Genomic DNA, 25524 nt, shown 5'->3' with positions numbered 1-25524 from the left:
ATCGTCATGGGCTCCGACAGCGACTGGCCCACCATGCAGGGCGCGTCGACGATCTTGTCCGAGCTGGGCATCCCGCACGAGGTCGAGGTCGTCTCGGCGCACCGCACGCCCGACAAGATGATCGCCTTCGGTCGAGACGCCGCCGGTCGAGGACTGTCCGTCGTCATCGCCGGGGCCGGGGGAGCAGCGCACCTGCCCGGCATGATCGCCTCGGTGACGACCCTTCCCGTGGTCGGCGTGCCGGTCGCGCTGGCCAAGCTCGACGGTCTGGACTCGTTGCTCTCGATCGTGCAGATGCCGGCGGGCATCCCTGTCGCGACCGTGTCGATCGGTGGCTCGGTCAACGCCGGCCTGCTCGCGGCCCGCATCATCGGCACGCACGACCCGGCCGTCGCCGAGCGCTTGGCCCGCCACGCCGAGTCCCTCGCCGGTCTGGTCGAGCAGAAGAACGCCGACCTGCGCCGATCACTGTGAGCACGTCCCTGCCCGTGCGTCACCCCGACGCCACCTCCGAGCCCTTCATGACGAAGCGAGCGTGGGTGCTCGTCCTGTTGAACGTGGTCGTGCCCGGCTCGGCCCAGGTGCTCGCGGGCAACCGCCGACTCGGGCGATGGGGGCTCGCCTCCACCCTCGTCTTCTGGGCGGTCGCGGTCGTCGTCATCGTCCTGGCGTTCGCCTTCCGCTCGCCCCTGATCGAGATCGCGACCAACGTCGTCGCCCTGACGATCGTCCAGGTCTTCCTCGCGTACTACGCGGTGTTGTGGGTGGTGCTGACCGTCGACACGTTGCGCTTGGCCCGCATCGTCCGGACGGCCCCCTCGGCGCGGGGATTCCTCGCCGGAGCGATGGTGCTCTTGATGGTGCTGACCGTCGGGCCCGCCGCCTACGGGGCCTACCTCGCCGGGGTGCAGCACGGTCTGCTGAACAGTCTCTTCACCTCGAGGGCCGACGCCGCACCTCCTGTGGACGGTCGCTACAACATCATGTTGCTCGGCGGTGATGCGGGGGCCGACCGCACGGGGCTGCGTCCCGACAGCATCTCGGTCGCCAGCATCGACGCCGAGACCGGTGCGACCACCATCGTGGGAATCCCGCGGAACCTGTACGACGCGCCCTTCGTCGCGGGATCACCGCTGTACGGCGACTACCCCGACGGCTACGACTGCGGCGACGACTGCCTCGTGAGCTTCCTGTACACCTACGGGGAAGAGCATCCCGACCTCTACCCCGATGCCGAGTCGAGGGGCAGCAACGCCGGGGTCGAGGCGATGCGCGACGCCGTCGAGGGCATCACGGGCCTGACGGTGCAGTACTACGCCCTCATCGACATGCAGGGCTTCGTCGACCTCATTGACGCGCTCGGTGGCATCCAGGTCGACGTGCAGCAGCGCATCCCGATCAACGGAGGCGTCGACGGCAACGGTCAGCCGATCAACGTCGACGGCTGGATCGAGCCCGGTGATCAGAAGCTCGACGGGTACCACGCCCTCTGGTACGCCAGGGCACGGCACGGTACCAGCGACTACGACCGCATGGCTCGTCAGCGCGAGGTGCAGCAGGCGCTCCTGTCCCAGTTCCAGCCGGCGACGGTGCTGTCGAAGTTCCAGGCGGTCGCGTCGGCCGGTGTGCAGACCGTCGACACCGACATCCCGCAGGGTGCCCTGGCCGCCTTCGTCGACCTGGCCGTCGAGGCGAAGTCGCAGCAGATCACGAGCCTCGAACTCGTGCCGCCCACCTACGACAACGTCTACCCGGACTACGACGCGATGCGCACCGCGGTGGCGCAGGCCACGACGTCCGTCACCGCACCCTGACGACCCGTCTCAGGCCGTGCGTCGAGGCCGATCGGCGGAAGCCGACCGGGTGAGGAGGCGCCCACCTGCGGCGCGGGTCACGCGCGTCGTGACCCGGGCCTCAGGGTTGCTCAGAGGTCGGCGTGCAGCTGCCACACCTTGTCGGCCGAGTCCCGCCAGCTGAAGGCGCGCGCTCGGTCGATCCCGGCGATGCCGAGACGGGTCGACAGTTCGACGTCGGAGACGACCTGGAACATGGCCTGGGCGAGACGCTCCGGGTAGCCGGCGGAGTCTTCCCGCGGCACGCTGACTGCCGCGTCCGCTGCGACCTCGAGGAGGGCGGGGGCATCCGAGACGATGGTGGGCGTGCCCAGGCTGAACGCCTCGACGACGGGCAGCCCGAACCCCTCGGCGAGACTGGGGAACACGAAGACGGACGCGCGCTGCAACAGGACGGCGAGCTGCTCGTCCGACACGAAGCCCATCGTGCGGACCTTGTCGGCGGGGAGCCCTGCCGCGGCGACCAGGTCGGCCACCTTGACGTCTCCCCATCCTTCGGGGCCGACGATCAGCAGAGGCAGGTCGGGGGCGTCGGGGTGTGCGAGGGCCCGGATGAGGGGCTCGAGGCCCTTGCGCGGTTCGAGGGTGCCGACGCTGAGGGCGTACCGTTCGGGAAGGTCCAGGGCATCGGCGACCTCGTCGGCGTCCGCGGGGACGGCGAGCTTGGGGCTCACGGCGCCGCCGATGACGCGCAGGCGGTCGCCGAAGGGGAACAGCTCGGAGAGCTCGCGAGCGACGCTGTGCGTCGGTACGACGACGCCGTCGGCGTGCTTGAAGGCCCGCTTGGTCATCGCCTTGTGCCAGCGGACGCCACGAGGGGTGAGGGTCTCGGGGTGGGTCCACGGCACCGTGTCGTGGATCGTGACGACGGTCTGCGTTCCCGGGTCGAGTGCGCGGTCGTGACGGTAGAGGGGAGCGAGCAGGCTGGTCGCGTGGACCATCCCCCGGCCGGGAAGGCCGACGACGCCGCCCTGCCACGCCAGCGACAACTCACGGCGACCGAGTGGCGACTTGGCGACACGGGACAGCCCCGGGAGCAGATCCGTCAACCGGTCGTAGTCGGTCTGTGGGTGGGCCGCCACGACACCCTCGACGTCGCAGCCGCGGGGGGCCGTCTCGACGAGGGCTCGGGTCAACTCTTCCGTGTAGCGCCCGATGCCTCCGGGGATGGGAGCCAGGATCTGGTCAACGACTACTCGCAGCGTGGTCATCGGTCTGCAACACTCCCCTGCTCGCGGCCTCGGCCAGCGCTTCTCTCCACGGACGCATGGGCGTCAAGCCGGCCCGTGCCCACGCGTCGTGGCCGAGGACGCTGTAGCTCGGTCTCGGTGCGGGACGGACGAAGGTGGAGCTGTCCGTCGGCAGGACCCTGGCCGGATCGAGTCCGGCTTCGTCGAAGACGGCCCGGGCGAACTCGAACCAGCTCGTACTGCCGGAGTTGGTGCCGTGGTACACGCCGGCCGGAGCGTCGGAGTCGAGCAGCGCGACGATCTGGGCCGCGAGGTCGGCCGTCCAGGTCGGCTGGCCGAGTTGGTCGTCGACGACCTTGACGGTGTCGTGTGAGCCCGCGAGCTTGACCATCGTCTTCGCGAAGTTGCCCCCGTGGGCACCGTACAGCCACGCCGTGCGCACGATGAAGGTGCCCTCCGGGTTGGCGGCGAGGGCGAGCTTCTCTCCCTCGGCCTTGGTGCGGCCGTAGGCGCTGACCGGCGCGATCGTGGCGTCCTCGGCATAGGGCGATGCGGCGTCGCCGTCGAAGACGTAGTCGGTCGAGACCTGGACGAGCTTCGCCCCGACGGATGCCGTCGCCTCGGCCAACAGACCGGCGGCGGTGCCGTTGACGGCCAATGCGGTTTCTTCGTCGGTCTCGGCCGCGTCCACGGCGGTGTACGCGGCGGCGTTGATGACGACGTCGTGTCCCTGGACGGCGGCGAAGACGGCATCCCGGTCGGTCACGTCGAGGTCGGCACGGCCGAGGACCGTGACGTCTCGCCCGAAGAGCGCTTCGAGCAGGTCGGTGCCGAGCATGCCCCGGGCCCCGGTGACCGAGGTACTTGGAGTTCTGGGCGGCGGCCATCAGAGAGCGGCGCGCTCTTTGAGCGGCTGCCACCACTCGCGGTTGTCGCGGTACCACTGGACGACCTCGGCGAGACCCTTCTCGAAGGGCACCTGGGGCTCGTAGCCGAGCTCGTCGCGGATCTTCGAGATGTCGACGGAGTACCTCAGGTCGTGGCCCAGACGGTCCTGGACGCGGTCGACGTAGGACCAGTCCTTGCCGGTTGCCTCGAGCAGCATCTCGGTGAGTTCTTTGTTGGTGAGCTCGGTGCCGCCGCCGATGTTGTAGATCTCTCCGGCGCGACCACCGACGAGCACCATGGCGATGCCACGGGTGTGGTCGTCGACGTGCAGCCAGTCGCGGATGTTGTTGCCCTCGCCGTAGAGCGGCACGTGGACGTCGTCGATCAGGTTCGTGACGAAGAGCGGGATGACCTTCTCGGGGAAGTGGTACGGGCCGTAGTTGTTGCTGCAGCGCGTGATGGAGACGTTGAGGCCGTGGGTGCGGTGGTAGCTGCGGGCGAGCAGGTCGCTCCCGGCCTTCGAGGCGGAGTAGGGCGAGTTGGGTTCGAGCGGACGGTCCTCGGCCCAGGAGCCCTCGGCGATGGAGCCGTAGACCTCGTCGGTCGAGACGTGCACGAAGCGCTTCAGGTCGTTGCGCAGGGCGGCGTCGAGCAGCTGCTGCGTTCCCAGCACGTTCGTCTCGACGAAGATCGAGGCGTCGCGGACCGAGCGGTCGACGTGGGATTCTGCGGCGAAGTGGACGACGGCGTCGACCTCGGGGAAGAGCGTGTCGAGCAGGGCGCCGTCACGGATGTCGCCCTTGACGAACGTGTAACGGGGGGAGTCGGCGACACTCACCAGGTTGGCCTCGTTGCCCGAGTAGGTGAGCGCGTCGAGGACGACGACCTCGGCCCCTTCGAGGCCCGGGTAGGCGTCTTCGAGCGTGCGGCGGACGAAGTTGGAGCCGATGAAGCCGGCTCCGCCGGTGACGAGGATTTTCACAGGTGTTCCTTGCAGGTCGGTCGCGGAAGAGTCGGTCGATCTTAGCCGACGGGGACGGCTGACCGAGTGGTCCGGAGGCCCTCGACGCGGACGTGCCCCCTGCCTCTGGGGGTAGACCGATGGCAGGCCGGCGTGCAAACGTCGTTCCATGCGCCCTGAAACCTCTGTGCCCTCGGCACGTGACCTGGGCCCCGTCCTCGGCCGCCGGGGGCTCCTGAGCCTCGCGGCCGTCGCCGGTGCGGGTGCCTCGGGACTGCTCTCGACCCAGTCCGGTCGGGCCGCCACGACGCTCGGCGAGACGTCCGACGGCGTCCAGACGATCGAGTCGGCTCTCGCGCAGGCCGCGACCCAGGCGTGGGGAGGCCAGGCCAACGGCCGCATCCCGTCGGGCCTCCTGGTCCCCGTGCCCGCGTCGGTAGGCGGATCGGGCTTCCTGCGGGACGACGCCGCTCGGCAGTACTTCGCGATGGGCCTCGCCTTCCAGGCGGCCGTCGGCCGTCCCCTGCAGATCACCGAGGGCTACCGCTCGTACGACCGTCAGGTCGACTACTGGAACCGCTACCAGGCGGGCACCGGCAACCTGGCCGCCTATCCGGGCACCTCGAACCACGGTTGGGGCATCTCCTGCGACTTCGGCGCCGGGGTCGACGCGGCGGGGTCGTCGGCGAAGCGGTGGATGGACGCGAACTGCGGGCGATACGGCTGGGCGCCGACGGGCAACACGTTCTCCCGGCCCGAGGCCTGGCACTTCGACTACGTGGCGGCGTACCCGGGTCCTGCATCGGCGGTCCGCGACACGTCCGGGCTCGTCGCGGTCCGCGTCCCGGAGTCCATGCCCGGGGTCGGGACGAGCTACACGGCTCTCCTGGGCATGCGGTCCTTGCGTCACTTCACCACGATCGGGCAGGTGAACGCCGTCCGAGCCGTCGGCATCCCCTACTTCGACGTGGTCTCCCGACGAGACTTCGAGGGCTTGCTCGACGCGATGTCCATCCCACGTTCTGCGCTCACGACCAACGCCGACTACTGGCGTCCCTGACCTCTAGGAGAAAACATGCTCGTCCTGCACTGCTACGACAACCTGCCCGAGGTCGGCCGGGGCTACGTCTGCGTCGTGGCGCCACGCATGCTGCGGCACGTGACCACCGAGTCGACGGTCACCGCCCTGCGTGCCGTCGGCATGGCACCACGAGACATCAACGGCCAGGGGTTCTACGACATCCTCGCGTCGTTGTCCATCCCACGCTCCGAGCTCAAGACCAACGCGGACTACTCGCGGCGGTGACCGGGGCTGCAGTGCGCGAGCCGCGATCGGCGCTTCCGTGCCCCGCGCCGGCTCTTGGTAAGCTGCCCCGGTGCAGATCCGCGAACTGAAGATCCCAGACAGCTACGAGATCACCCCGAAGCAGTTCGGTGACGACCGGGGCGTCTTCCTCGAGTGGTACCGCTTCGACAAGCTCGCCGAGGTGGTCGGGCACCCCGTCCAGCTTCGTCAAGCCAACACCTCCGTCTCGAAGCGCGGTGTCGTCCGAGGCATCCACTTCGCCGACGTCCCGCTCGGCCAGGCCAAGTACGTCACCGCGACGCATGGTGCGGTCCTCGACTACGTGATCGACATCCGGGTGGGCTCCGCCACCTACGGCCAATGGGACTCCGTGCTCCTCGACGACGTCGACCGGCGCGCCATCTACCTGTCCGAGGGCCTGGGGCACGCGTTCGTCGCGCTGACCGACGATGCGACGGTCAGCTACCTGGTCTCCGACACGTTCCACGCCGAGCGCGAACACGGGATCGACCCCCTCGACCCCGAGATCGGCCTCGTCTTCCCCGAGGGTGCCGGTGAGCCCCTGCTCTCACCGAAGGACACCTCTGCGCCGACGCTGGCCGAGGCGGCGGTCGCCGGGCTCCTGCCGACGTGGGACGACATGCGCGCCTACTATGCGTCCTTGGATGCGGCACACGCCGCCGGAGAGGGCGAATGACATGAAGGGCATCATCCTCGCCGGCGGGTCCGGCACGCGTCTCTGGCCGATCACCAAGGGCATCTCCAAGCAGCTCATGCCCATCTACGACAAGCCGATGGTCTACTACCCCTTGTCGACCCTGATGATGGCAGGCATCCACGAGGTGCTCGTCATCACCACGCCCGAGTACAACGACCAGTTCCGGGCACTGCTCGGCGACGGGTCGCAGCTGGGCATGACCATCGAGTACGCCGTTCAGCCATCGCCCGACGGCCTGGCCCAGGCATTCGTCATCGGCGAGGACTTCATCGGCGACGACAGCGTCGCCCTGGTCCTCGGCGACAACATCTTCCACGGCGTCGGACTCGGCTCGAACCTCAAGAAGAACGCCGACGTCCAGGGCGCGACGATCTTCGCCTACCACGTCGCCGATCCCAAGGCCTATGGGGTCGTCGAGTTCGACGAGGCGTTCAAGGCCGTCTCCATCGAGGAGAAGCCCCTGGCACCGAAGAGCAACTTCGCCGTCCCCGGTCTCTACTTCTACGACAACGCCGTCGTCGGGATCGCGAAGACCATCGAGCCGAGTGCTCGGGGAGAGCTCGAGATCTCGACCGTCAACGAGCGTTACCTCGAGGCCGGCGAACTGCAGGTACAGGTCCTCGACCGCGGCACCGCGTGGCTCGACACCGGCACCTTCGAGTCGATGATGCAGGCGTCCGAATACGTCAGGGTGATCGAGGATCGCCAGGGTCACAAGATCGGCTGCATCGAGGAGATCGCCTGGCGCAACGGGTGGATCGACGACGAGCACCTGGCCGCGTTGGCTGCTCCGCTCGCCAAGAGCGGATACGGTCTCTACTTGCAGAAGCTCCTCGCCGACTGACGTCGGCTCGCCGACCACCGACGACACGAGACCGACCGGAGGGTTCCGGTCGGTCTCGTGTCGTCGGTCGTCGTGTGGCCGGCCTCACGCCTCAGCTGGCTCGAGACGGAGCCGCTCCACCTGACCGGAGCCGACCGTCGCCCCAGCCGGACCGACGGACGCTGCCCACGACGTAGGCCGGTCCCACCTGTCGTTGGAAATGGTAGAAGACGTCCTTCAAGGGTTTGAGGGCGTGGTACTGGTTCAACTCCTCGGACACGAGGCTGATGTCGGTACGCGCCTTGACGACACGCCAGCCCTTGGCGTGTGCGAAGAACGACATCCACTGATCCTCGAGGAACGCGAACCGGCGGGGGAGGCGAGCGAAGAACGCGTCGTCCGACACCAGTTCGCAGTCGTACACCGTGCCGCCCGTGCCGGCGTGGTCGGCGGGGGAGCCCGGAGCGATCTCGGCGCGGGCCCAGTACGATCCGTGCTGACTGAAGGCCCACCAGGAGACCACGGATCGGGACTCGTAGTCCGCCAGGAGATCCGTGACGAAACGGGATGAGACGTCCTGGTCGTCGTCCAACATCACGACCGGTCCGCGGTACCCGGCGTTCCACAACAGACGGGCGGCGACGAAGCGGGCGAGACCGCCGATGTTCACCGGGCTCTGGACCAGATCCACGCTGACCAGGCTCCCAGTCGCGGCGCCACGGACGGCTTCTGCGTAGCGAGCCGCGTCGGCCGCGTTGTTGTTCCACAGGAGGAGGCGGACCGGACGCTCGGCGTCGAGTGCCGCGAGCATGTCGAGCACGTGAGGCAGCCGGTCCGGTCGGTTCCACAGGCACATGACCATCGGGATGCCGGCCGAGTCGGGGCGGCCCCAGGCGCCACTGGTCGACACCGAGACGCCCGTTCGCAGGAACTCGCCGATGACGGCCTGCCAACGGCTGTCCCGTCGTCGTTCGGCCGCCACGCGTGCGGATCGGAGGCCACGGTCGTAGACGCGCTCGACGCGCAGCATCCGGGCGACCGCTCGGGACGCGCGGCGGAACCGACGGTTCATCTCGTGCGTCGGGTTCGTTCGCGGACTCCGTCGACGAGCTTGACGATCCGGCGGTTCTTCATCGCCCCGACCTCCGCACGCGTGCGAGCGAGCTCGTCCTCCAACCCGGCGGCGTGTCGACGGAGTCGAGCGGCCTCGTCCTCGGCGTCCGAGAGGGCCTGCGCGGCCTGGTCGAGCCGCGCCTCCTGCCGGGAGATCTGTTCGTCGCGGCCGACGAGCGAACGGCCGAGCCCGCCGAGGTACCGGTCGACCGGCTCGGTGAACGGGACGTCGGGCGGGTAGGGGCCGGAGGGCGGCACCACCGCGAGGAACTCGACGAGCGAGCGATCGAGGCGGAACGGACCCTCGGCGGCCTCGGCATCCGTCACGTGCCGGGCGGCGTAGTAGGACAGGAGCGTGCCGTCGAGCAGGCGACGGTAGTCGCGCATGCCGTGGTGATTGGGACTGGGGGTCAGATGAGGGCTGGCGAGGTACCCGAGTCCTGCGCTCTCGACCTTGCGCCGGAACTGCGTCCAGGAGCGCCACGGAAGGTGGAGCACCTCGAGTTCGAGCCCCTGCGCAGGTGCACCTGTGCTGGCGATGCTCACCACGTGGTTGCCCTGTGCGACGGTGACGTCGGCGTCGGCGACGTGGACCGCGTTGGTGGTCGGCTGGGCGAGCACGCCGACCGCCCGGAGTTCGTCGTTGGTGCGTTCGTCACGCCACACGAGCCGGTCGATGCCGGGACCGTCGAGCGCGACGGGCCCGACCATGTTGACGACCGGCACCGAGAACGAGCCCAGGCCGGTGTCGAGTCGCGCGAACACGTCGGCCAACCGCAGCGAGCGGTCCCGGGGGATCAGGAACTCGTCGGCGTCGGCGTTGACGACCCAGTCGGCACCGTGGACGGTCGCGGCTTCTCGGGCCATGCGCGTCACGACGGCACCCTGTTGTTTCCGGTGCTCGGGGTCGTGGTGCAGGACGATCGTTCCTGCGGCCTCGAATTCGGTGAGGATCTCTGTGGTGCCGTCGGTCGAGGCGTTGTCGGTGACGATGATCACGTCGACGCCCTGAGCCACGTGGTAATCGACCCATCGGCGGATGATGTCCGCCTCGTCGCGGACCATGGCGGTGACTGCCAGCGTCATCGTTTTCCCGTCGGGTTCGGGGTGGACGCCCGGCGGGGGAGCCCGCCGAGCCGGAAGCGAGCCTCGAGAGCGACGCGGAGTGCGGCGCGGACGGGCCAGAGGTACCACGCGCGGTACTTCGACGCGAGGAAACGGTAGGCGCTGCGGTGGTGCTCACGTCGCATCGCGTCCGACGACTCGCGCGTCGAGTGGGCGCCGACGTGGACGACGGTGGCGGCGGGCTCGTAGACGCTCCGGCGGCCGGAGAGGCCGATGCGATAGCCCAGGTCGACGTCTTCGAAGTACATGAAGTAGCGCTCGTCGAACCCTCCTAACTCGTCGAACACGTCGCGACGCACGAGTAGGCAGGCACCGGAGAGCCAGCCGGTGTCGCGCCGGGCCTCGTGCTCGCCTTCGCGCCGGTACGAGCGAGACCAGGGGTTCGTCGGCCAGAGGTTCGCGAACAGCGCGTGACCGAGGCCTGTTCGCAACGAGGGGATCTGTCGAGCGGAGGGGTAGGGCTCACCGTCGGCTTCGACGATCGCCGGGCCGACCGCGGCGATGTCGTCGCCGGAGCGGAGGGTGTCGAGCAGGACGTCGACGACGCCGGGGGCGAGGACGACGTCGGGATTCGAGATCAGGACGTGGTGGACCGAACTCGGCAGGTGGGTGACGGCCCGGTTGACCGCCGTGCCGTAGCCGCGATTCGCCCCGACCTCGACGAAACGACCACCGGCGCCCTCGGTCGTCGTCCGGGCCGCTTCGACGTCGTTCGACGCGTTGTCGGCGACGACCAGACGGGTCGGCTCCGCCGAGGCGGACTCGGTCGACGCGAGGAAAGCGCTCAGGTAGCGGCCGGAGTTGTAGCTGACCGTGACGATCGCCACGGTGGGCTCGTCGGAACGGGTGGGGGTGGTCATGGTGTCGTGTAGGCCTCGTCGTGCGCGAGCGCGCACCGCGCCCAGGTGAAGAGTGTGGCACGTTCTCGTGCCAGGGCACCGAGGCGGGACCGCTCGTCGGGTGAGGAGAGCAACGCCGACAACGCCGTCCTGAGCGAGGTGACGGTCGCCTCGGCGTAGGCGACGGCGTCGCCACCGACCTCGGGCAGAGCCGTCGACCGCGTCGTCAGGACGGCAGCGCCCGTAGCCATCGCCTCGAGCACGGGCAACCCGAACCCTTCGCCCGTGCTGGGGTACGCCACGACGCTCGCCCCGCCCAGGAAGGCGGAGAGGTCGTCGAGGGGGAGGTAGCCGAGGTGCCGGAGCGCTGCTCCGGGACGGTTGCCCGCCTCGGTCAAGGTCCGCGCGGCGTCCGCGTCCCAGCCCAGACCACCGGCGACGAGGAGCGGAGGAGCGTCGGGCCCGAGGAGGCGGTGGGCCTCGATGAGGGACGGCACGCTCTTGCGGGGTTCCACCGTCCCGAGGAAGGCGATCCACCCCGGGTCGGTCGTCAGCCCGTTCACCTCGGCGAACGCCCGGACCTGGTCGGTCGACGGAGCGTGGAAGACCGCCCGGTCGACCCCGTGGTGCGCGACGACGACGGGTGCCCTCGACGGGCCGACGTGACGGTCGAGTTCGGCCGCCGTGCTGGCGCTGGGCACGACGACCGCACGTGCCCGACGTCGAGCAGCCTTCGTCCACACGGAGAAGAAACGCCGCTTGCCCATGGAGTGGTCGCCGGGGCTGCTGAAGAAGGTCGCGTCGTGCAGGGTGACCACCGTGCGTCGGCTGAGGACAATCGGGAACGTGTAGTGGGGCGAGTGGAGGGTCTGGACGCCGAGGCGGTGGGCCAGGACCGGGAGGGCGATCTGTTCCCAGGCGAGCCGCATCGGCCGACGGGACACCAGCGACGGAGCCGCGACGTAGCGGTGGGTCGGTGCCTGCTCGCGGAGCCAGTCGAGATCGTCGGGCTTGACCACGACCGTGACGACCGTTCCCGTCTCGCCGAGACCCGTCAGGAGCCCGGCGATGTATCGCGCGACGCCGCCCTTGGTCGGAGGGATGGACGTCGCGTCGAGCAGGACCGTCCCCGGGCCGCGTCCGCTCAGGATTCGAGCTCTCGGACGGTGGCCGGGATGCGGACGACTCCGGCCGCGTACTCGTCGTCGGCCATGACGAACCGCGCGGCCTGACGCTGGATGGCGATGTGTGACCCGTCGGCCGCGGCGAGGAAGCTGTGGACGAAGTAGGGCCCGCCTCCGAACTGGATGTCGTCGAGGCGGTACTCGACGCTGGCCGTCCCGTCGAGGGGGGCGTGTCGGAGACCCATCCGACGACTGTCGGTTCCGTAGACCTGCGTGCCCAGGTTCGTCTCGATCTTGAACCCCGAATGCCACGTCTGCAGGGGCGTGCTGTGGCTGTAGTGCATGCGGACCACGAGGGTGTCTCCGGGCTGAAGCTCTTCGCCGGCGGCGCGTCCCTCGACGAAGACCTCGGTCGCGGTGACGCGGCCGGGCGCCGCCTCGACCTCGGGTTCGGCGGCTTCTGCCTCGGCGATTCGCCGACCCTCGAGGATGTCGCGGAAGTTCTTGACCGCGTCCGCTGCCGACCCGGCGAACTTGACCTCACCTCGGGAGAGGACGACCGCCCGGTCGCAGAGCTCTTGCACCTGCCCGAGCGAGTGGCTGACGAGGATGATCGTGCGGCCCTGTCGCTGGAACTCGCGGATCTTGTCGAGGCATTTGCGTTGGAAGGCTTCGTCACCGACGGCCAGCACCTCGTCGACGAGCAGGACGTCGGGATCGGTGTGGATGGCGACCGCGAAGGCCAGCCGCACGTACATGCCCGACGAATAGAACTTGACCTGGGTGTCGATGAAGTCGCCGATGCCCGAGAAGGCGAGGATGTCGTCGAAGCGGTCCTCGGTCTCGGCCTGGCTGAGACCCAGGATGGAGGCGTTCAGGAAGACGTTCTCCCGGCCGGTCAGGTCGGGGTGGAAGCCGGCGCCCAACTCGAGCAGGGCGGCGAGTCGACCACGACGTTTGATCGACCCGGACGTGGGCTCGATGATGCCGCCGATGGCTTTCAGCAGGGTGCTCTTGCCGGAGCCGTTGGGGCCGAGGAGACCGATGGTGCTGCCGGCGGGGATCTCGAGCGAGACGTCCTTCAACGCCCAGAACTCCTCGCTGTGCCGACGACCGGCGCGTCCGAGGGTGACGAGACGCTCTTTCAGCGAGTTGTCCTTGCGGATGACGAACTTCTTCGACACGTTCTCGATCGACACCACGGTGGGCGAGCCGGCGGGGGAATCGGGTGAGGCCAGAGGGGTCGACAACTGATCGGTGCTCATGGGTGCGGGACGTCCGTTCGGGTCTAGAGCTCTTGGGCGAAGTTGCCCTGCAGGCGGGCGAAGACGCGGTGGAACGCGTACACGAGCACCAGCCCGATCAAGGCGGCGACGCCCATGCGCAGCAACAGGTCGGCCGGGTACGACGAGTCGTCGCCGGCGATCCAGAAGGCACGGTGGAATCCGAGCACCGCGAGGGTGATCGGATTGTCGGTGTAGAGACCGAGCAGCCATTCACGGCCACCCGTCAGGGCGTTCGAGACCATCGTCCAGGCGTAGACGATGGGTGATGCCCACATCGCGAGCATTAACAACACCTCGACCAGGTACTGCATGTCGCGCAGGTAGACGTTCAACGCGGCGAGCAGGAGTCCGAACGCCGTGCCATAGATCAGGATGAGGAGCACCGACGGGAAGAAGTACAGGATGTCGAGGTGCGCCGGGAAGCTGCCCGTGACGATCGTGGCCCCGACCAGTACCACCATCTGGATGCCGAAGTTGAAGAGGGCCGAGCCGATGCTCGCCAGGGGGTAGATCTCTCGAGGCGTGTAGACCTTCTTGATCAGGCCACCGTTGCTGACGATCGACGACGTCGAGCCCGCGATGATCTCACTGAACAACCCGTAGATCGTGAGGCCAGAGAAGATGTAGACCGCGAATTCGGGGATGTTGCGCGCGGCGCCGAGGATCTGCCCGAGGACGACGTAGTAGATGATCAGCTGGGTGATGGGGCGGATGAGGGTCCAGAGGAACCCCAGCGCGCTGTCCTTGTAGCGCGACTTGAGGTCGCGTCGGATCAGCAGGTCGAGGAGCTGCCGGTGCGAGTAGATCTCACGCACGATGCCGAAGGTGCCGCCGAAGACCTTCGACGGCTGGCCCGCGACGACCATGGGCTCTTTCGCGAGGCGCTCGAAGCGCTCGCCCGACGTACTGCTCGGTGTCGTGGTGGTCATGGGCGTGGACCCCTTCGTGGTCAAAACTGAAGCACTATACCCCGGTCGGCTGAGGCGGACCGGTTCACGGGAGGGCGGGAGCCTACTTGCCGTACTTGCTGGCGCGCATGGTCGCCAGACGGTTCTGCACCTTGCTGCGCAGCACCTCGATGCCGCCTCCGTCGGTCACGTAGTGGCGGGCGAGCGCGATGTCGCGCGCGACGCCGTGACGGCGGTTGGCGATCTCGTGGAACTTCTCCTCGCTCGACCTGGCGACCTTGCCGCGCAGCGCCTTGACGGTCGTGACCGCCGTGCTCTCGAGGGCACGGTCCGGTGCGACGTGCGGGTCACGGCAGAACTCCACGAGCGGGGAGAGCGCTTTCTCCCAGGTGAAGTCCTCGCGAACCCGGGACACCGCGTCCCGGGTCGCCGCCGTCACCTCGGGATCGTAAAGAACGGACTCGAGCGCGTCGGCGAGTGCTTCGACGTCACGCTCGGGGACGGCCACACCCATCCCCTCGGCGCCGACGAGATCGCCGAAGCTGTCACCCCGGGTCGTGACGATGGGCAGGTTCGCCCACATGTAGTCGAGGATGCGCGTCCGGAAGGAGAACGTCGTCTCGATGTGGTCGTAGTGCGTGCTGACGCCGGCGTCGGCCTCGAGCAGGTAGTTGGCGCGGTCGTCGAGGGCGACCCACTGCTCGTTGAAGAACACGTTCTTGCCGGCGACTCCCAGCTCGGCGGCGAGCTGGCGGGTCCGCGCGACGATGGCCATCTCGGGCACGTCGGGGTTGGGGTGGGCCACCCCGAGGAAGAACAGGCGGACGTCCGGGCGCCGTTCGGCGAGCAGGGCGATGGCACGGATCAGGGTGAGCGTGTCGAACCAGTTGTAGATCCCGCCGCCCCAGATGACGACCTTGTCGTCTTCGCCGATGCCCGGGACGACGCCCCGGATGGCCTTGCGCGTGTGCGCAGGGGGAGTGGAGTCCATGCCGAACGGGGCGATCGCGATGAGCTTCTCGAGGTTTTCGTCAGCCGCGTAGTTCTCGGGGTTGATGCGCCCGAGGCCGGCCAGCTGCCCGAGCCAGAAGAGACGCTGACGCTCGGAGGCGCAGAGGAAGAAGTCGGCTCGGAGCAGCTGCTCGTTGAGGACGTCGGTGGCCGAGGCGACCTGGTTCTTCCACTGCGCGAGGCCCCACTCTCGGCCCTGTTCGAGCTGTTCGAGGTGCATCGGGTCGTAGAGGTCCGCGACCATGATCTTCTTCGACCTCTTGAGGGTCGTGAAGTGGTGCAGGGCGTGGCCCTGGAAGACGATGACGTCGGCCCACTCTTCGTGCGCCTTCATCTCGTGCTCGTTCTGGAGGCGGACGCGATCCACCTCGAAGAGGTCGGACTTGCGGGCCGCGACGTTCCAGGTGAGGAGCCGGACGTCGCTGTGCTCGGAGAGGGCCTCGCTGATCTTCCAGGCCCGCATGGCCGGCCCGGCCATCTTGTCGCCGATGGCATCACCCGTGATGACGAGCACCTTCGTCCGCTGGGTGTGCTCGCGGATGTCGAAGGCGTCGACGATGGAGCGGAAACCCTCGAGGTAGTAGGGGTCGCCGAAGAGCGGCTTGAAGATGTCGCCGAAGAGCCGGAAGACTTCTCCGTCGGTCTTGGTCCGGCGTGCCTGCAGGTCGTCTCGCGCGGCCTGCAGATCGGGCAGCTCGGCGACGAACTGGTCGAGTGCGAAGAGGCCCGCCATGGTGTCCTTCGACACGGGGGTCTCGGGGTCGAACTCGTCGGCCGCCCCGACGAAGCGGCGGATGTCGAACATCTCGGAGTCGAGGCCGCTCTTGGCCACGGCGCGGCGGGCGAGCAACGCGAGGGCGCCGGGCAGGAATTTCGCGAGGCTCTCGTCCGAGAGGTTCTTGAAGAGCAGCATCAGGGCGTTGCGCTCGAGCAGGTACATCTCTCGGTGCTCGCCGAAGCTCTTCATCGAGCCGTGGTGCTTGTGGAAGACGATCGACTGCGGTGCGAATCGGACCCGGTAGCCCAGGATGTTCAGTCGCCAGCCGAGGTCGACGTCGTCGTAGAACATGAACAGCTTCTCGTCGAAGCCACCGACTTGCTCGAAGACGGACTTGCGCACGAACAAGGCGGAGCCCGTGCCGAAGAGCAGGTCTTTCGGGGTGTCGAACTGGCCGTCGTCGACCTCGGTGACGCGGTCCTTATAACCCATGCCGAACCAGGTGAGGCTGCCCTGGACGAAGTCGATGGCCTTGCCGTCCCAGTCCAGGACCTTGCTGCCGACTGCCGCGACCCGAGGACTGACGTTGAACTGGTCGAGCGCCTCACGGATCCATCCGGGGTGGGGCTTGGCATCGTTGTTCAGGAACGCCACGAACTCGCCCTTGGCCTTCTTGGCGCCGAGGTTGCTGCCACCGGTGAACCCGAGGTTGTCCTTCGAGACGACGATCTTGACGTTGGCGTGGCCACCGAGCTCGGCCTCGAGACGCTGACGGCTGTCGTCGCCCGAACCGTTCTCGACCACGACGATCTCGAGCTGGTCGGTCGGCCAATCCACCTCGGTGAGGCGGGCGACGCACTCGAGGGTGTCGTCCGTCCCGCGGAAATTGACGATGACGACCGAGACGACGCTCGACGTGGAAACAGGCACGGTGGGTACTCCCAAGGACGGTGGTGCGGGCCGGTGGGCCCCGCGAGTGCGCTCCCACTATACGAGGGCGTCACCGGCACCCGCCCCCGGCGCTGTCAGAATGGTCGGATGGACGCATCCGTGATCGTCGTCAACTGGCGTCAACCCGAACTCACGCTGCGCTGCCTCGAGTCGCTCGTCGGCCAGCGAGCGAGCGCCTCGTTCGAGATCGTCCTCGTCGAGAACGAGGCGTCGCCTGGCGGCACCGAACCGTTCCGGCGCCTCGTTCCCGATCTCGTCGTGGTGGAAGAGGCGACCAACGCCGGCTTCGCGGGTGGGGTGCGTCGAGGCATCGAGGCCTCGCGCGGTGACGTCGTCGTGCTGCTGAACAACGACGCGGTCGCCGAACCCGGCTTCGTGGAGGCGGGCCTCGCAGCCCTGCGCGCCGGCGGACCTCGGGTGGCCGCCGCCTCGGCCACCGTGACGCTCGAGGGCGGTTTCGTACGCGCCACCGCTCGGGACGAGGGTGCGCTGGTCGACGGCCGCGGGACGGCGTGGCTCCGGTCGTCGGCTCCCGAGGCCGTCGGCCTGCTGAACGGAACCGGTGTCGAACTCGCCCCCGACGGCAACGGTCGCGATCGAGACTGGCTGCGGCCCTCCGACGACGTCGTCGACCATCCTGCCGACCCCTTCGGATTCTCGGGAGGGGCGGCCTTCGTCCGGCGGACGGCCCTCGAGGCCGTCGGGGGCTTCGATGAGGGGCTCTTCATGTACTACGAGGACCTCGACGTCTCGTGGCGGCTCCGGCTCGCGGGCCTCGAGATCGTGCACGCCGCCTCGGCCCGGACGATCCATCGACACGCGGCGAGCTCGGCCGGTAGCGGTGCCCTCGTGCGGCGACAGAGCATGCGGAACCGCCTGCTCGTCGTCGTCCGCAACGGTTCGGCAGGGTTCGTGGCGCGGGTGACGCTGCGGACCCTCGCGCGCCTCCTGATCGATCTGGCCCGCCCCCGCGGGGCCCAGCTGTCACGTCGGGACTGGGGCTCGGTGTGCCGTGGGCTGCCGTCGGCGGTCGCCGGGGCGCTCGTCTCGCGTCGGCGCTCGGGCGTGACGAGGGGTGAGCGTCGGCGTGTCGAGCAGTCGCTGAGGTCGATCGACCACTGACCCGTCTTCGGGGGACAGGGCCTTCCGGTCGGGGTACGGGAGGCTAAAGTCGGAGGACTGGTCGGGCTTCGCATCCGGTCTCCCGCTCGAACGACGAGGTACGCCGCCAGGGGGCGGCGGTGGGGAGGCGCCTCGACCGCGTGCCCCAGGGAGGCCACCCGTGTCCAGAAGGATCATCGCGATGGCTGCGGCCGTCGCCGTCGCCGCCGGTCTGTTGACCGGCTTGTCATGGGGGGCGTCCTCGCCGCCGGCCCAGGCTCTCTCGGGGGCGGACTTCGACCCGGGCAACATCATCACGGACCAGGTGTTCTTCAATTCGGGGGCGATGTCCGAATCGCAGGTGCAGTCCTTCCTCGCGTCCCGGATCGGCAGCTGCTCGAACTCGAACTGCCTCAACGTGAAGCGCCTCGACACGGCGTCGCGTCCGGCCGACGCCATGTGCAACGCCTATCAGGGGGCGAGCCAGGAGCCGGTCTCGCGGATCATCGCCAAGGTCGCCCAGGCCTGCGGCATCAACCCGCAGGTGTTGCTGGTGACGCTGCAGAAGGAGCAGAGCCTGGTCTCGGGTTCGATCGCCAGGGCCCCGTCCGATGCCCGGCTCGAGCGTGCCATGGGGTACGCCTGCCCGGACAGTGCCAACGGTGGCTGCGATCCGTCGTTCGCCGGGGTCTACAACCAGCTCTACAAGGCGTCGTGGCAGTTCAAGCGGTACGCCAACCCGGCCGGGACGAGCAACTACTTCACGCAGTACGCACCCGGTGGCAATCGGACCGTGCTCTACAACCCCAACGCCGCCTGCGGATCGAAGTCCGTCTTCATCAAGAACCAGGCGACCGCCAACCTGTACTACTACACGCCCTACACGCCCAATGCCCCGGCGCTTGCGAACCTCAACGGGACGGGCGACTCGTGCTCCGCCTACGGCAACCGCAACTTCTGGGTGTACTTCACCGACTGGTTCGGCTCGACGACCGGCGGCAACGGTCCGCAGGGCGCGCTCGACTCGCTGACGACCGGTCTCGAGTCCGTCTCGGTCAACGGGTGGGCCTTCGACCGCGACCTGCCCGCGCCCATCGGGGTGCACGTGTACGTCGACAAGACCGGGTACCCCTTGACGGCGGACCGGTCGCGACCCGACGTGGGTGCTGCGTACCCGTCCAAGGGCAACAACCACGGCTTCCAGGGCACCGTCCCGGCGTCCCCCGGCGTCCACGAGGTCTGCGTCTACGCCATCGGCCTGCGCGGCAACGGCAACACGACCCTCGGTTGCCGGACCGTCACGATCGCGTCGGCGTCCCCGGTCGGTGCCGTCGACTCGGTCGTCGCCGCTCCTGGCGGAGTCCGCGTCAACGGATGGGCCCTCGACCCCGAGAGCACCGCCTCCATCGCCGTCCACGCCTACGTCGACGGCGTCGGGTACCCCCTACGCGCCTCCGGGCAACGACCCGACATCGGGCGCGCGTACCCGGCGAACGGGGCGGCACACGGTTTCACGGCTGATCTGCCCGCCTCGGCGGGCGCGCGCTCGGTGTGCTTCTTCGCCATCAACCAGGGCGCGGGGGGCAACTCGAACCTCGGCTGCAAGACGGTCACGGCGGTCGGCTCGACACCGGTGGGAGCGCTCGACGTCGTCTCGACCTCGGCGAACGCCATCACGGTCGCCGGATGGGCCCTCGACGGTGACACCACTGCGTCGATCCCCGTCCACGTGTACGTCGACGGCGTCGGACGCGTCACGACCGCGTCGAACGCTCGCCCGGACATCGCCCGGAACTACCCCGCCTACGGAGCAGCGCACGGTTTCAGCTCGACCGTGACGGCGTCGGCCGGGTCCCACTCGGTCTGCGTCTACGCCATCAACCAGGGCGCGGGCACGAGCAACACGACGTTGGGATGCCGGACCGTCGTGGTCGGCGGCGCGCTGCCGGTCGGCAACTTCGAGTCGGCCGTCGGGACGACCGGAGGGGTCCGGGTGAACGGTTGGGTGGTCGATCCCGACACGGCTGCGCCGTTGCCCGTCGCGTTCACCGTGGATGGTGCCGCCGCCGCCACGGTCGTCGCCGACCAGAGCCGTCCCGACGTCGCGCGGTCGTACCCGACCTCGGGTCCGTTGCACGGCTTCGGGGTGGTCGTCCCCGCCGCTCCCGGTTCTCGGACCGTGTGCGGCACGGCCAAGGACTCGTCGGGCGTGGGGCAGCTGAACCTCGGCTGCCGGACGGTGACCGTTCCCTGACCGTCTGAGGCCCCCTGGGGCGAGACCACGAACGGGTGGCAGCCGACGAGGCTGCCACCCGTTCGTGCTTCCACCCGGCCGGGGTGGATCGCCTCGCGGCGTCAGGCGGAGGGGGGCCCCACCGAGGAGGCGCGATCATCGACGGCGGGTTCCGCCAGCCGCGTGTCGGCACGATCCGAGGCTCCGAGCGACGGGGCGTCGGTCGCTGGAACGTCGTCCATCGGCGAGAACGCCGCCCGGCCGAGGAGCACGGCACCGCCTACGAGGGTCACGAGCAGGACCGCAGCCCAGATGTACCACCCGCCCGGTGGCAGCCACTCGGGATCGGTGAACATGCGCGACCAGCCATCGGGCATTCCCAGCACGTAGCGCTGGAGATTCCAGACGTAGGTGTGGAACTGCATGATGGCGAGGATGACCAGGACGAAGCCCGCGAGGCGGCGGGCACCAGGCAGGGTGAACGCAGTCGGGAAGGCGTCGTCGAGGGCGATTCCTCCGGCGATGACGAGAGGGCAGACGATCGCCAGCAGGTAGCGTGCCTGCCAGATGTAGCCGTAGTCGGCCGCTGCGTAGCCCTGCATGAGCGGCGGGATGAACAGGAACGCCAGGATGAGCAGCAGGACGGTGCGACGCGGTCGGCCCCGGCCGAGGAACAGCCCGGCGACGGCCAAGGCGAACATCAGCCCGCCCCAGATGGCCACGGTGGTGAAGGGTGCGGGGACCTCTTGCCAACCGAAGATGCCGACGTAGCCGGTCAGGTTCTCGAACGTCAGGAAGGCCATGGTCCGGAAGGCGAGACCGAAGCCCGTGCCTGTGCCCGCGCTCTCGGTCGACACGCTGAGGCTCGCCGAGAGGACCGTCCAGGCGAGGCTGAAGGCGGTCCCGACGCCGATCGCGACGACGCCGACCCAGAAGGCGCGGGATCGGAGGAGGCGCTTGACGAGTTCGAGGTCGAACAGGGTCGCCAGGACGATGATCAGGACGTAGAGCGGGCCGATGCTGCGGCTGTTCGCGAGGGCGACGGCCGCGACGGCGACCATGGCGATGCGCACCGGGGGGACGCCGTCCTCACGCCATCTCTGGGCCAGCAGGCTCAGCCAGGAGAACAGCATGACGGCCGAGGCGATCTCGAGACTGTTGGGATTGATGCCGCTCGCCAGGAAGAGGACCTTGGGGGTGATCGCGACGGCGAGGGCGAGGAGGGCGAACCCCCGTCGCCTGAGCTGTGACAGGGCGACGACGGCGAGGGCCAGGAACGCGGAGACGAGCATCACGCTCACGCCCCTCATGCCGTAGTAGGAGGCCTTCCCGTCGAGGACGAGAGACGGGAGGCCCACGACGGCGTAGTAAGCGGGGTCGTAGGAACCCGCCGAGGTCGTCACGGTGGTCTCGACCTCGGAGTCCGGGACGAGCATCTGGCACTGGGCCGACTCGGCGTTGCGGAAGGCGAAGCACGGCAGGTCGTGGGCTATCGCGATGTACTCGGGGACTTCGACGTCTGTCCATCCACCCTTGCCGGTGGGCGTGCCGGACCATTCACCCCGAACGACGGCTGCGGCGTGGATGGTGTGCGCCGGCTCGTCGGGGAGCGACATCAGGGGGTTGGCCATGGCCCAGGTACCGCCGAGCAGGCAGAACGCCACGAAGGAGAGCAGGAAGGTGGTGAGGGGGCGCCGGGACCTGCCCTTCGAACGGGAGGGCTGTGAGGCGGTGCGGGTGTCGACGTTCATGTGGTCCTCAGATCGCGGGATCGGCAGGCACCCCGAGGGCGTGAACTGCACGGGCGGCCCCGACGATGATATCGATGGTGGGCGCTACCTCGATCTGGCTGACCGTAGGCTGACGCCATGAGTGTGAAGGGCGCGACCGCGACGACGGTGGAGCGGAAGAACGGTGCGATGGCCTCGGCGGCCCTTCTCTCGACCGTCGGGATCGGCGCTCAGGGCGTCAGCCGTCTCGTCTACACGGTGTTGATCGGACGTACCTTCGGCACGGAAGCACTCGGGCACGCCTCGACCCTCTTGTCCCTGTCGATCTTCGTCGCCCTGCTCTGGCCGACGGCGGCCGGGAACACCGCCTCGCGCTTCCTCGCCCTCGCCCTGCACCGCCGCGTCTCCGATGCCGCCCTCGTCCGTGTCCTCGGACGGACCATGCTCGCCTCGTCGTTGCTCCTGGGCGCGGCCACCGTGCCCGTCGCCATGGCTCTCGGCAACTCTCCTCTCGTGGCCGTGTCCGCCGCCGGGCTCGTCGTCGGCTACGGGCTCTACGCCTACGCCCGCGGCGGTCGGCTGGGGCGTCACGGCGCCGCCCGTGTCGCGCTCTGGGACTCCGTCTCGGCCGCAGGCGCGCTCGGCTTGTTGATCGTGGTCTGCCTCACCGGTCAGGGCACCTGGGTGCTCGTCCCCCTGACCGTCGGCTACCTCGTCTTCGCCGTCGCCTGCCTGCCCCGTGGCAACCGTCTGGCGGGACCCGAGCTCGAGGTCTCGCCCGTCCTCGGTTTCGCCCGATGGAACGTGGTGGCCGGGTTGACGACCAACGGCCTGCTCCAACTGGCCATGATCTCGGCCCAGGTCTGGGCTCCGGGCGACGCGGCCGGGTTCTTCGCAGCAGCCTTCACGCTGGCCACTCCCGCGTCCATGCTCGGCCAGGCCGTCAGTCAGATCGTGATCCCCGCGTTCGCCCACCGGGCGACGAGTTCGTCGCTCCGCCACCGTGGGCCGTTGTCGTTGTTCCTGGCATTCGCGGGGGGGTCGGCTCTCCTCTTCGGAGCGATGGTCCTGCTCGCTCCGTGGTACCTGCCGCTGTTCTACCCGACCGAGGGCGACGCGGCGGTACCCCTGTTGCGATTCCTGATGCTGGGTGTCTACGTCTTCACCGTCGCGCTCATCCCGGCGGCCCTCATGCTCGCCGCCGGTCGGTCCCGCGAGGTGGCCCTCAGTTCGGTGGCCGGGTTCGTCGCGGGCGTCACGGTGATGGTCGCGTCGGGCCCGACGGCGGGAGTGTCGTCCGGCAGCATCGGCTTCTTGGTCGGCTCGACGGTCAACCTCGTGGTCGTCGTCCTGTTGTCGGTCGGCCGTCGCCCGTCGGCGTCGTCACCGGACGTGGATCAGAGCAGCGAGCGCGCAACCCTCCAGTAGAGGCGCATCGACGCCTGCAGGAGGCCGGCGCCGGCGGGGAGCGGGAACACCTGCTGGTCCAGGGTGGCCGAGAGCAGCGGGGCCAGGTCTCGGTCGGACACGACCCTCCGGCTCTGCACCCACCGACGTCGTTGTCGTATCCACGCGGCGTTGTCACGTACCCAGGCATCGGCCCGCTTCTTCTCGGCAGCCCACCCCTGGCTCCGGGCCACCAGGGTCATGACGAGTCCGAGGGCGGTGACGGGCAGCCAGGTCACGACGCGCAGGCGTCGACCGTAGGCGGTCCGCAGGAAGATCTGTCGGTTCTTCTCGAGCAGGAACATCTTGAGGGGGTTCCGGCTGAACTCGTAGTGGTGGATCACCACGGCGTCAGGGACGTAGACGACGGTCAGTCCCGCCTGCCAGGTGCGCCAGCTGAGATCGACGTCCTCGTGGTAGGCGAAGTACTCGTCGGCGAATCCCTCCAGGCGCGTCCAGAGGTCGCGACGCAGGGCGAGGCCTGCACCGGAGGCGGAGGCCACGAGGGTCTGGGCGGCGTGGTCACTCGCCGGTTCGTTCATGCCGCCGGCCCAGCTGAGGCCGACGACGTGGACGGGGTTGCCTGCCGAGTTCATGCGTCCGGGATCGGATGCCAGCCGGATGCTGCCCGTCGCGATGCCCACGCCGGGGCGGGAGGCCACCGCCACGAGCTTGGCGAGGGCGTCCGGTGCGACCTCGGCGTCCGAGTTGACCAGGGCCAGGAACTCGCCCTCCGCGAAGCGGGCACCGTGGTTGACACCGCCTGCGAAGCCGAGGTTCTCGTGGGGGGTCACGATCCGCAGCCGTGGATCATCGGGCAGGTCGCGGACGGCGTCGCTCGTGCACCCGTTGTCGACCAACACGAGGTCGACGTCGACGCCGGTCGAGTCGAGCACCGAACGGACGGCTCGGTCCAGCACGGCCTCGTCACCATAGGCGAGCGTCACCACCGTGACGCGGGGCGACGCGGTCATGAGCGGCCGGCCCGGTCGGTGGGCTCGTCGGTCCGCAGGCCCGCGTCGGGTTCGTGCCCGGTGGCATCGCCCTCGGGGTGCGACGTCGTCACGCCACGGCCGGTGGCACCCACGTCGTCCGCCGAGGCCTTCCTGTCCGCAGCGCGGTCGAGACGGGAGACGCGCTCGTCGAGGAGGGCCACGTGTTCGGCCAGGGTGCGCGACTTCTCTTCGAGGATGGTCAGCTCGGCGCTGTGTTGCACCGAGACGAGGAAGAGGACGACCACGCAGACGAAGAACCCGAGGTTCGTGGGCACGGCGATGCCGAGCAGTCCGGCCAGGCCCGTCAGGACGTGCGGGAAGACGGCGATGAGCAGCGCGAGGGTGCCCGCGACCATCCACCACAGGGCGTGGCGCTCGCGGACGCGGCGACGACGCAACAACTCGAAGACGACGACGAGCACCAAGAGGGCCGAGACGATGCCGAAGACGTAGGTCGTGACGCTCACGCGGCGACCCCCGCGTCGCTGCGCAGGGACAGGGGCGGCCGCCACAGCGCGATGACGAGGGCGAGGCACGCTCGTCCGAGGTACACGGCGGCCTTGGCGGGATCGTGTGACGGGATGCCGCCGGCCCGGACCCGCATGGACACCGGCACCTGGGTGAGGCGGCAGCCGGCCCGGGCGGCGAGCACGAGTGATTCGACGGTGTCACCGAGGTACTCGGCAGGGTAGTGCTCGGCGAAGATCTCGACGGCCCGCGGGCCGGCCCCCCGGAATCCGGAGGTGGTGTCGGTCAAGGGCGTGTGGGCGATGCGGCTCACGACCGTGGCGAGCACGACCATCGCCCAGCGGCGCGGCCCGCGCGCCTCGTAGTCGCCCTCGCCCGCGAACCGGGCGCCGATGGCGACGTCGTGGGACTCCAGGGCCTTCAGCAGCAGCGGGACCCCTGCCGGATCGTGCTGCCCGTCCGAGTCCACCTGCACGACGTTCTCGAAGCCGTTGGCCCGCGCGAACTTGAACCCGGCACGCATGGCCCCCCCGACACCGAGGTTGAAGGGCAGATCGAGGACGGTCGCGCCCGCGGCACGGGCCACCTCGACGGTGCGATCCCGCGATCCGTCGTTCACGACGAGCACGCTGATGCCGGGCAGGGCGCCGAACACCTCTCGGACGACGTCTCCGACCGCGGCCTCTTCGTTGAAGGCGGGCATGACGATGAGCGTCTTCTCCAACGAGACCATGCAG

Annotated in this window: 22 protein-coding genes and 1 pseudogene; 9 read left to right on the top strand and 14 right to left on the bottom strand. The window is 69.1% G+C overall.

From position 1 onward, the window contains the following. Positions 1-6 precede the first annotated feature (6 nt). Positions 7-474 (top strand): 5-(carboxyamino)imidazole ribonucleotide mutase, encoded by a 468-nt coding sequence (gene purE, locus OVA02_RS14360; RefSeq protein WP_200412284.1) that lies wholly within the window; start codon positions 7-9, stop codon positions 472-474. Positions 475-521: 47 nt separating this feature from the next. Continuing rightward, the gene (locus OVA02_RS14355; protein ID WP_192123163.1) at positions 522-1814 is read left to right on the top strand and encodes an LCP family protein; all 1293 of its coding nucleotides are present in this window, start codon (positions 522-524) and stop codon (positions 1812-1814) included. 110 nt (positions 1815-1924) lie between these two features. On the opposite strand, the gene OVA02_RS14350 is transcribed toward OVA02_RS14355, so the two are convergent. The 3 genes and pseudogenes from OVA02_RS14350 to rfbB all read right to left on the bottom strand — a co-directional run bounded on the left by OVA02_RS14350 (position 1925) and on the right by rfbB (position 4913). Beyond that, the gene (locus tag OVA02_RS14350; RefSeq protein ID WP_056046366.1) at positions 1925-3064 is read right to left on the bottom strand and encodes a glycosyltransferase family 4 protein; all 1140 of its coding nucleotides are present in this window, start codon (positions 3062-3064) and stop codon (positions 1925-1927) included. Beyond that, positions 3039-3899: pseudogene (rfbD, locus tag OVA02_RS14345) on the bottom strand (dTDP-4-dehydrorhamnose reductase); the annotation flags it as partial. The gene OVA02_RS14350 and the pseudogene rfbD, both read right to left, overlap by 26 nt. 30 nt (positions 3900-3929) lie before the next feature. After that, entirely contained in the window at positions 3930-4913 is a 984-nt protein-coding gene (gene rfbB / locus OVA02_RS14340; RefSeq protein WP_056046361.1) for a dTDP-glucose 4,6-dehydratase, read from the bottom strand. Between the two features lie 148 nt (positions 4914-5061). Here rfbB and OVA02_RS14335 point away from each other — a divergent pair, with 148 nt between their 5' ends. The 4 genes from OVA02_RS14335 to rfbA all read left to right on the top strand — a co-directional run bounded on the left by OVA02_RS14335 (position 5062) and on the right by rfbA (position 7760). Beyond that, positions 5062-5952, top strand: coding sequence for a M15 family metallopeptidase (locus OVA02_RS14335; RefSeq protein WP_082460296.1), 891 nt, complete (start codon positions 5062-5064; stop codon positions 5950-5952). 15 nt (positions 5953-5967) lie between these two features. Beyond that, the gene (locus OVA02_RS14330; RefSeq protein WP_056046357.1) at positions 5968-6198 is read left to right on the top strand and encodes a hypothetical protein; all 231 of its coding nucleotides are present in this window, start codon (positions 5968-5970) and stop codon (positions 6196-6198) included. A gap of 70 nt (positions 6199-6268) precedes the next feature. After that, on the top strand, positions 6269-6895 hold the full coding sequence (locus OVA02_RS14325) for a dTDP-4-dehydrorhamnose 3,5-epimerase family protein (protein ID WP_056046354.1): 627 nt from the start codon (positions 6269-6271) through the stop codon (positions 6893-6895). Between the two features lies 1 nt (position 6896). Then, positions 6897-7760, top strand: a complete 864-nt coding sequence (gene rfbA / locus OVA02_RS14320) for a glucose-1-phosphate thymidylyltransferase RfbA (protein WP_056046351.1) — start codon at positions 6897-6899, stop codon at positions 7758-7760. A gap of 91 nt (positions 7761-7851) precedes the next feature. Here the strand turns inward: rfbA and OVA02_RS14315 are convergent, their stop codons facing one another. The 7 genes from OVA02_RS14315 to OVA02_RS14285 form a co-directional block, all read right to left on the bottom strand. Continuing rightward, positions 7852-8811, bottom strand: a complete 960-nt coding sequence (locus tag OVA02_RS14315) for a hypothetical protein (RefSeq protein ID WP_056046349.1) — start codon at positions 8809-8811, stop codon at positions 7852-7854. Then, positions 8808-9938 (bottom strand): glycosyltransferase family 2 protein, encoded by a 1131-nt coding sequence (locus OVA02_RS14310; protein ID WP_056046347.1) that lies wholly within the window; start codon positions 9936-9938, stop codon positions 8808-8810. Before OVA02_RS14310 ends, OVA02_RS14315 begins: the two co-directional genes overlap by 4 nt. Then, positions 9935-10837, bottom strand: coding sequence for a glycosyltransferase family 2 protein (locus OVA02_RS14305; RefSeq protein ID WP_082460295.1), 903 nt, complete (start codon positions 10835-10837; stop codon positions 9935-9937). Before OVA02_RS14305 ends, OVA02_RS14310 begins: the two co-directional genes overlap by 4 nt. After that, positions 10834-11919, bottom strand: coding sequence for a glycosyltransferase family 4 protein (locus tag OVA02_RS14300; protein WP_255350797.1), 1086 nt, complete (start codon positions 11917-11919; stop codon positions 10834-10836). Before OVA02_RS14300 ends, OVA02_RS14305 begins: the two co-directional genes overlap by 4 nt. Before the next feature lie 41 nt (positions 11920-11960). Beyond that, positions 11961-13205, bottom strand: a complete 1245-nt coding sequence (locus tag OVA02_RS14295) for an ABC transporter ATP-binding protein (RefSeq protein WP_056046345.1) — start codon at positions 13203-13205, stop codon at positions 11961-11963. 23 nt (positions 13206-13228) lie between these two features. Next, positions 13229-14155 carry an ABC transporter permease gene (locus OVA02_RS14290; RefSeq protein ID WP_056046344.1) on the bottom strand — a complete coding sequence of 309 codons (927 nt, stop codon included), beginning with the start codon at positions 14153-14155 and terminating at the stop codon, positions 13229-13231. An 82-nt stretch (positions 14156-14237) separates the two neighbouring features. Beyond that, positions 14238-16793: a glycosyltransferase gene (locus OVA02_RS14285; protein ID WP_056046341.1), complete on the bottom strand. Its 2556-nt coding sequence runs from the start codon at positions 16791-16793 to the stop codon at positions 14238-14240. A 108-nt stretch (positions 16794-16901) separates the two neighbouring features. Between OVA02_RS14285 and OVA02_RS14280 the strand changes: the two genes are divergently transcribed. Both OVA02_RS14280 and OVA02_RS14275 read left to right on the top strand, forming a co-directional pair. After that, a complete protein-coding gene (locus tag OVA02_RS14280; protein ID WP_056046340.1) occupies positions 16902-17936 on the top strand; it encodes a glycosyltransferase family 2 protein in 1035 nt (344 codons plus the stop codon). A 181-nt stretch (positions 17937-18117) separates the two neighbouring features. Then, positions 18118-20169 carry a hypothetical protein gene (locus tag OVA02_RS14275; protein ID WP_056046337.1) on the top strand — a complete coding sequence of 684 codons (2052 nt, stop codon included), beginning with the start codon at positions 18118-18120 and terminating at the stop codon, positions 20167-20169. A 101-nt stretch (positions 20170-20270) separates the two neighbouring features. Here the strand turns inward: OVA02_RS14275 and OVA02_RS14270 are convergent, their stop codons facing one another. Further along, complete coding sequence (locus tag OVA02_RS14270) at positions 20271-21899, bottom strand: DUF2142 domain-containing protein (protein WP_056046334.1); 1629 nt, start codon at positions 21897-21899, stop codon at positions 20271-20273. A gap of 117 nt (positions 21900-22016) precedes the next feature. Here OVA02_RS14270 and OVA02_RS14265 point away from each other — a divergent pair, with 117 nt between their 5' ends. Next, complete coding sequence (locus OVA02_RS14265) at positions 22017-23306, top strand: lipopolysaccharide biosynthesis protein (RefSeq protein WP_157485340.1); 1290 nt, start codon at positions 22017-22019, stop codon at positions 23304-23306. Here the strand turns inward: OVA02_RS14265 and OVA02_RS14260 are convergent. From OVA02_RS14260 to OVA02_RS14250, 3 genes are read right to left on the bottom strand one after another with little or no spacing between them, the layout of a single operon-like run. Beyond that, positions 23276-24298, bottom strand: coding sequence for a glycosyltransferase family 2 protein (locus tag OVA02_RS14260; protein ID WP_056046328.1), 1023 nt, complete (start codon positions 24296-24298; stop codon positions 23276-23278). The two genes, OVA02_RS14265 and OVA02_RS14260, sit on opposite strands and share 31 nt — an antisense overlap. Then, positions 24295-24786, bottom strand: coding sequence for a DUF2304 domain-containing protein (locus OVA02_RS14255; RefSeq protein ID WP_082460294.1), 492 nt, complete (start codon positions 24784-24786; stop codon positions 24295-24297). The genes OVA02_RS14260 and OVA02_RS14255 overlap by 4 nt, the downstream gene beginning before the upstream one ends. After that, positions 24783-25520 carry a glycosyltransferase family 2 protein gene (locus tag OVA02_RS14250; protein ID WP_192123187.1) on the bottom strand — a complete coding sequence of 246 codons (738 nt, stop codon included), beginning with the start codon at positions 25518-25520 and terminating at the stop codon, positions 24783-24785. Before OVA02_RS14250 ends, OVA02_RS14255 begins: the two co-directional genes overlap by 4 nt. Between the last annotated feature and the right edge of the window lie 4 nt (positions 25521-25524).

It is taken from the genome of Frigoribacterium sp. SL97 (assembly GCF_026625765.1).
GTDB lineage: Bacteria > Actinomycetota > Actinomycetes > Actinomycetales > Microbacteriaceae > Frigoribacterium.
This window is presented reverse-complemented; position numbering and strand designations above follow the sequence as displayed.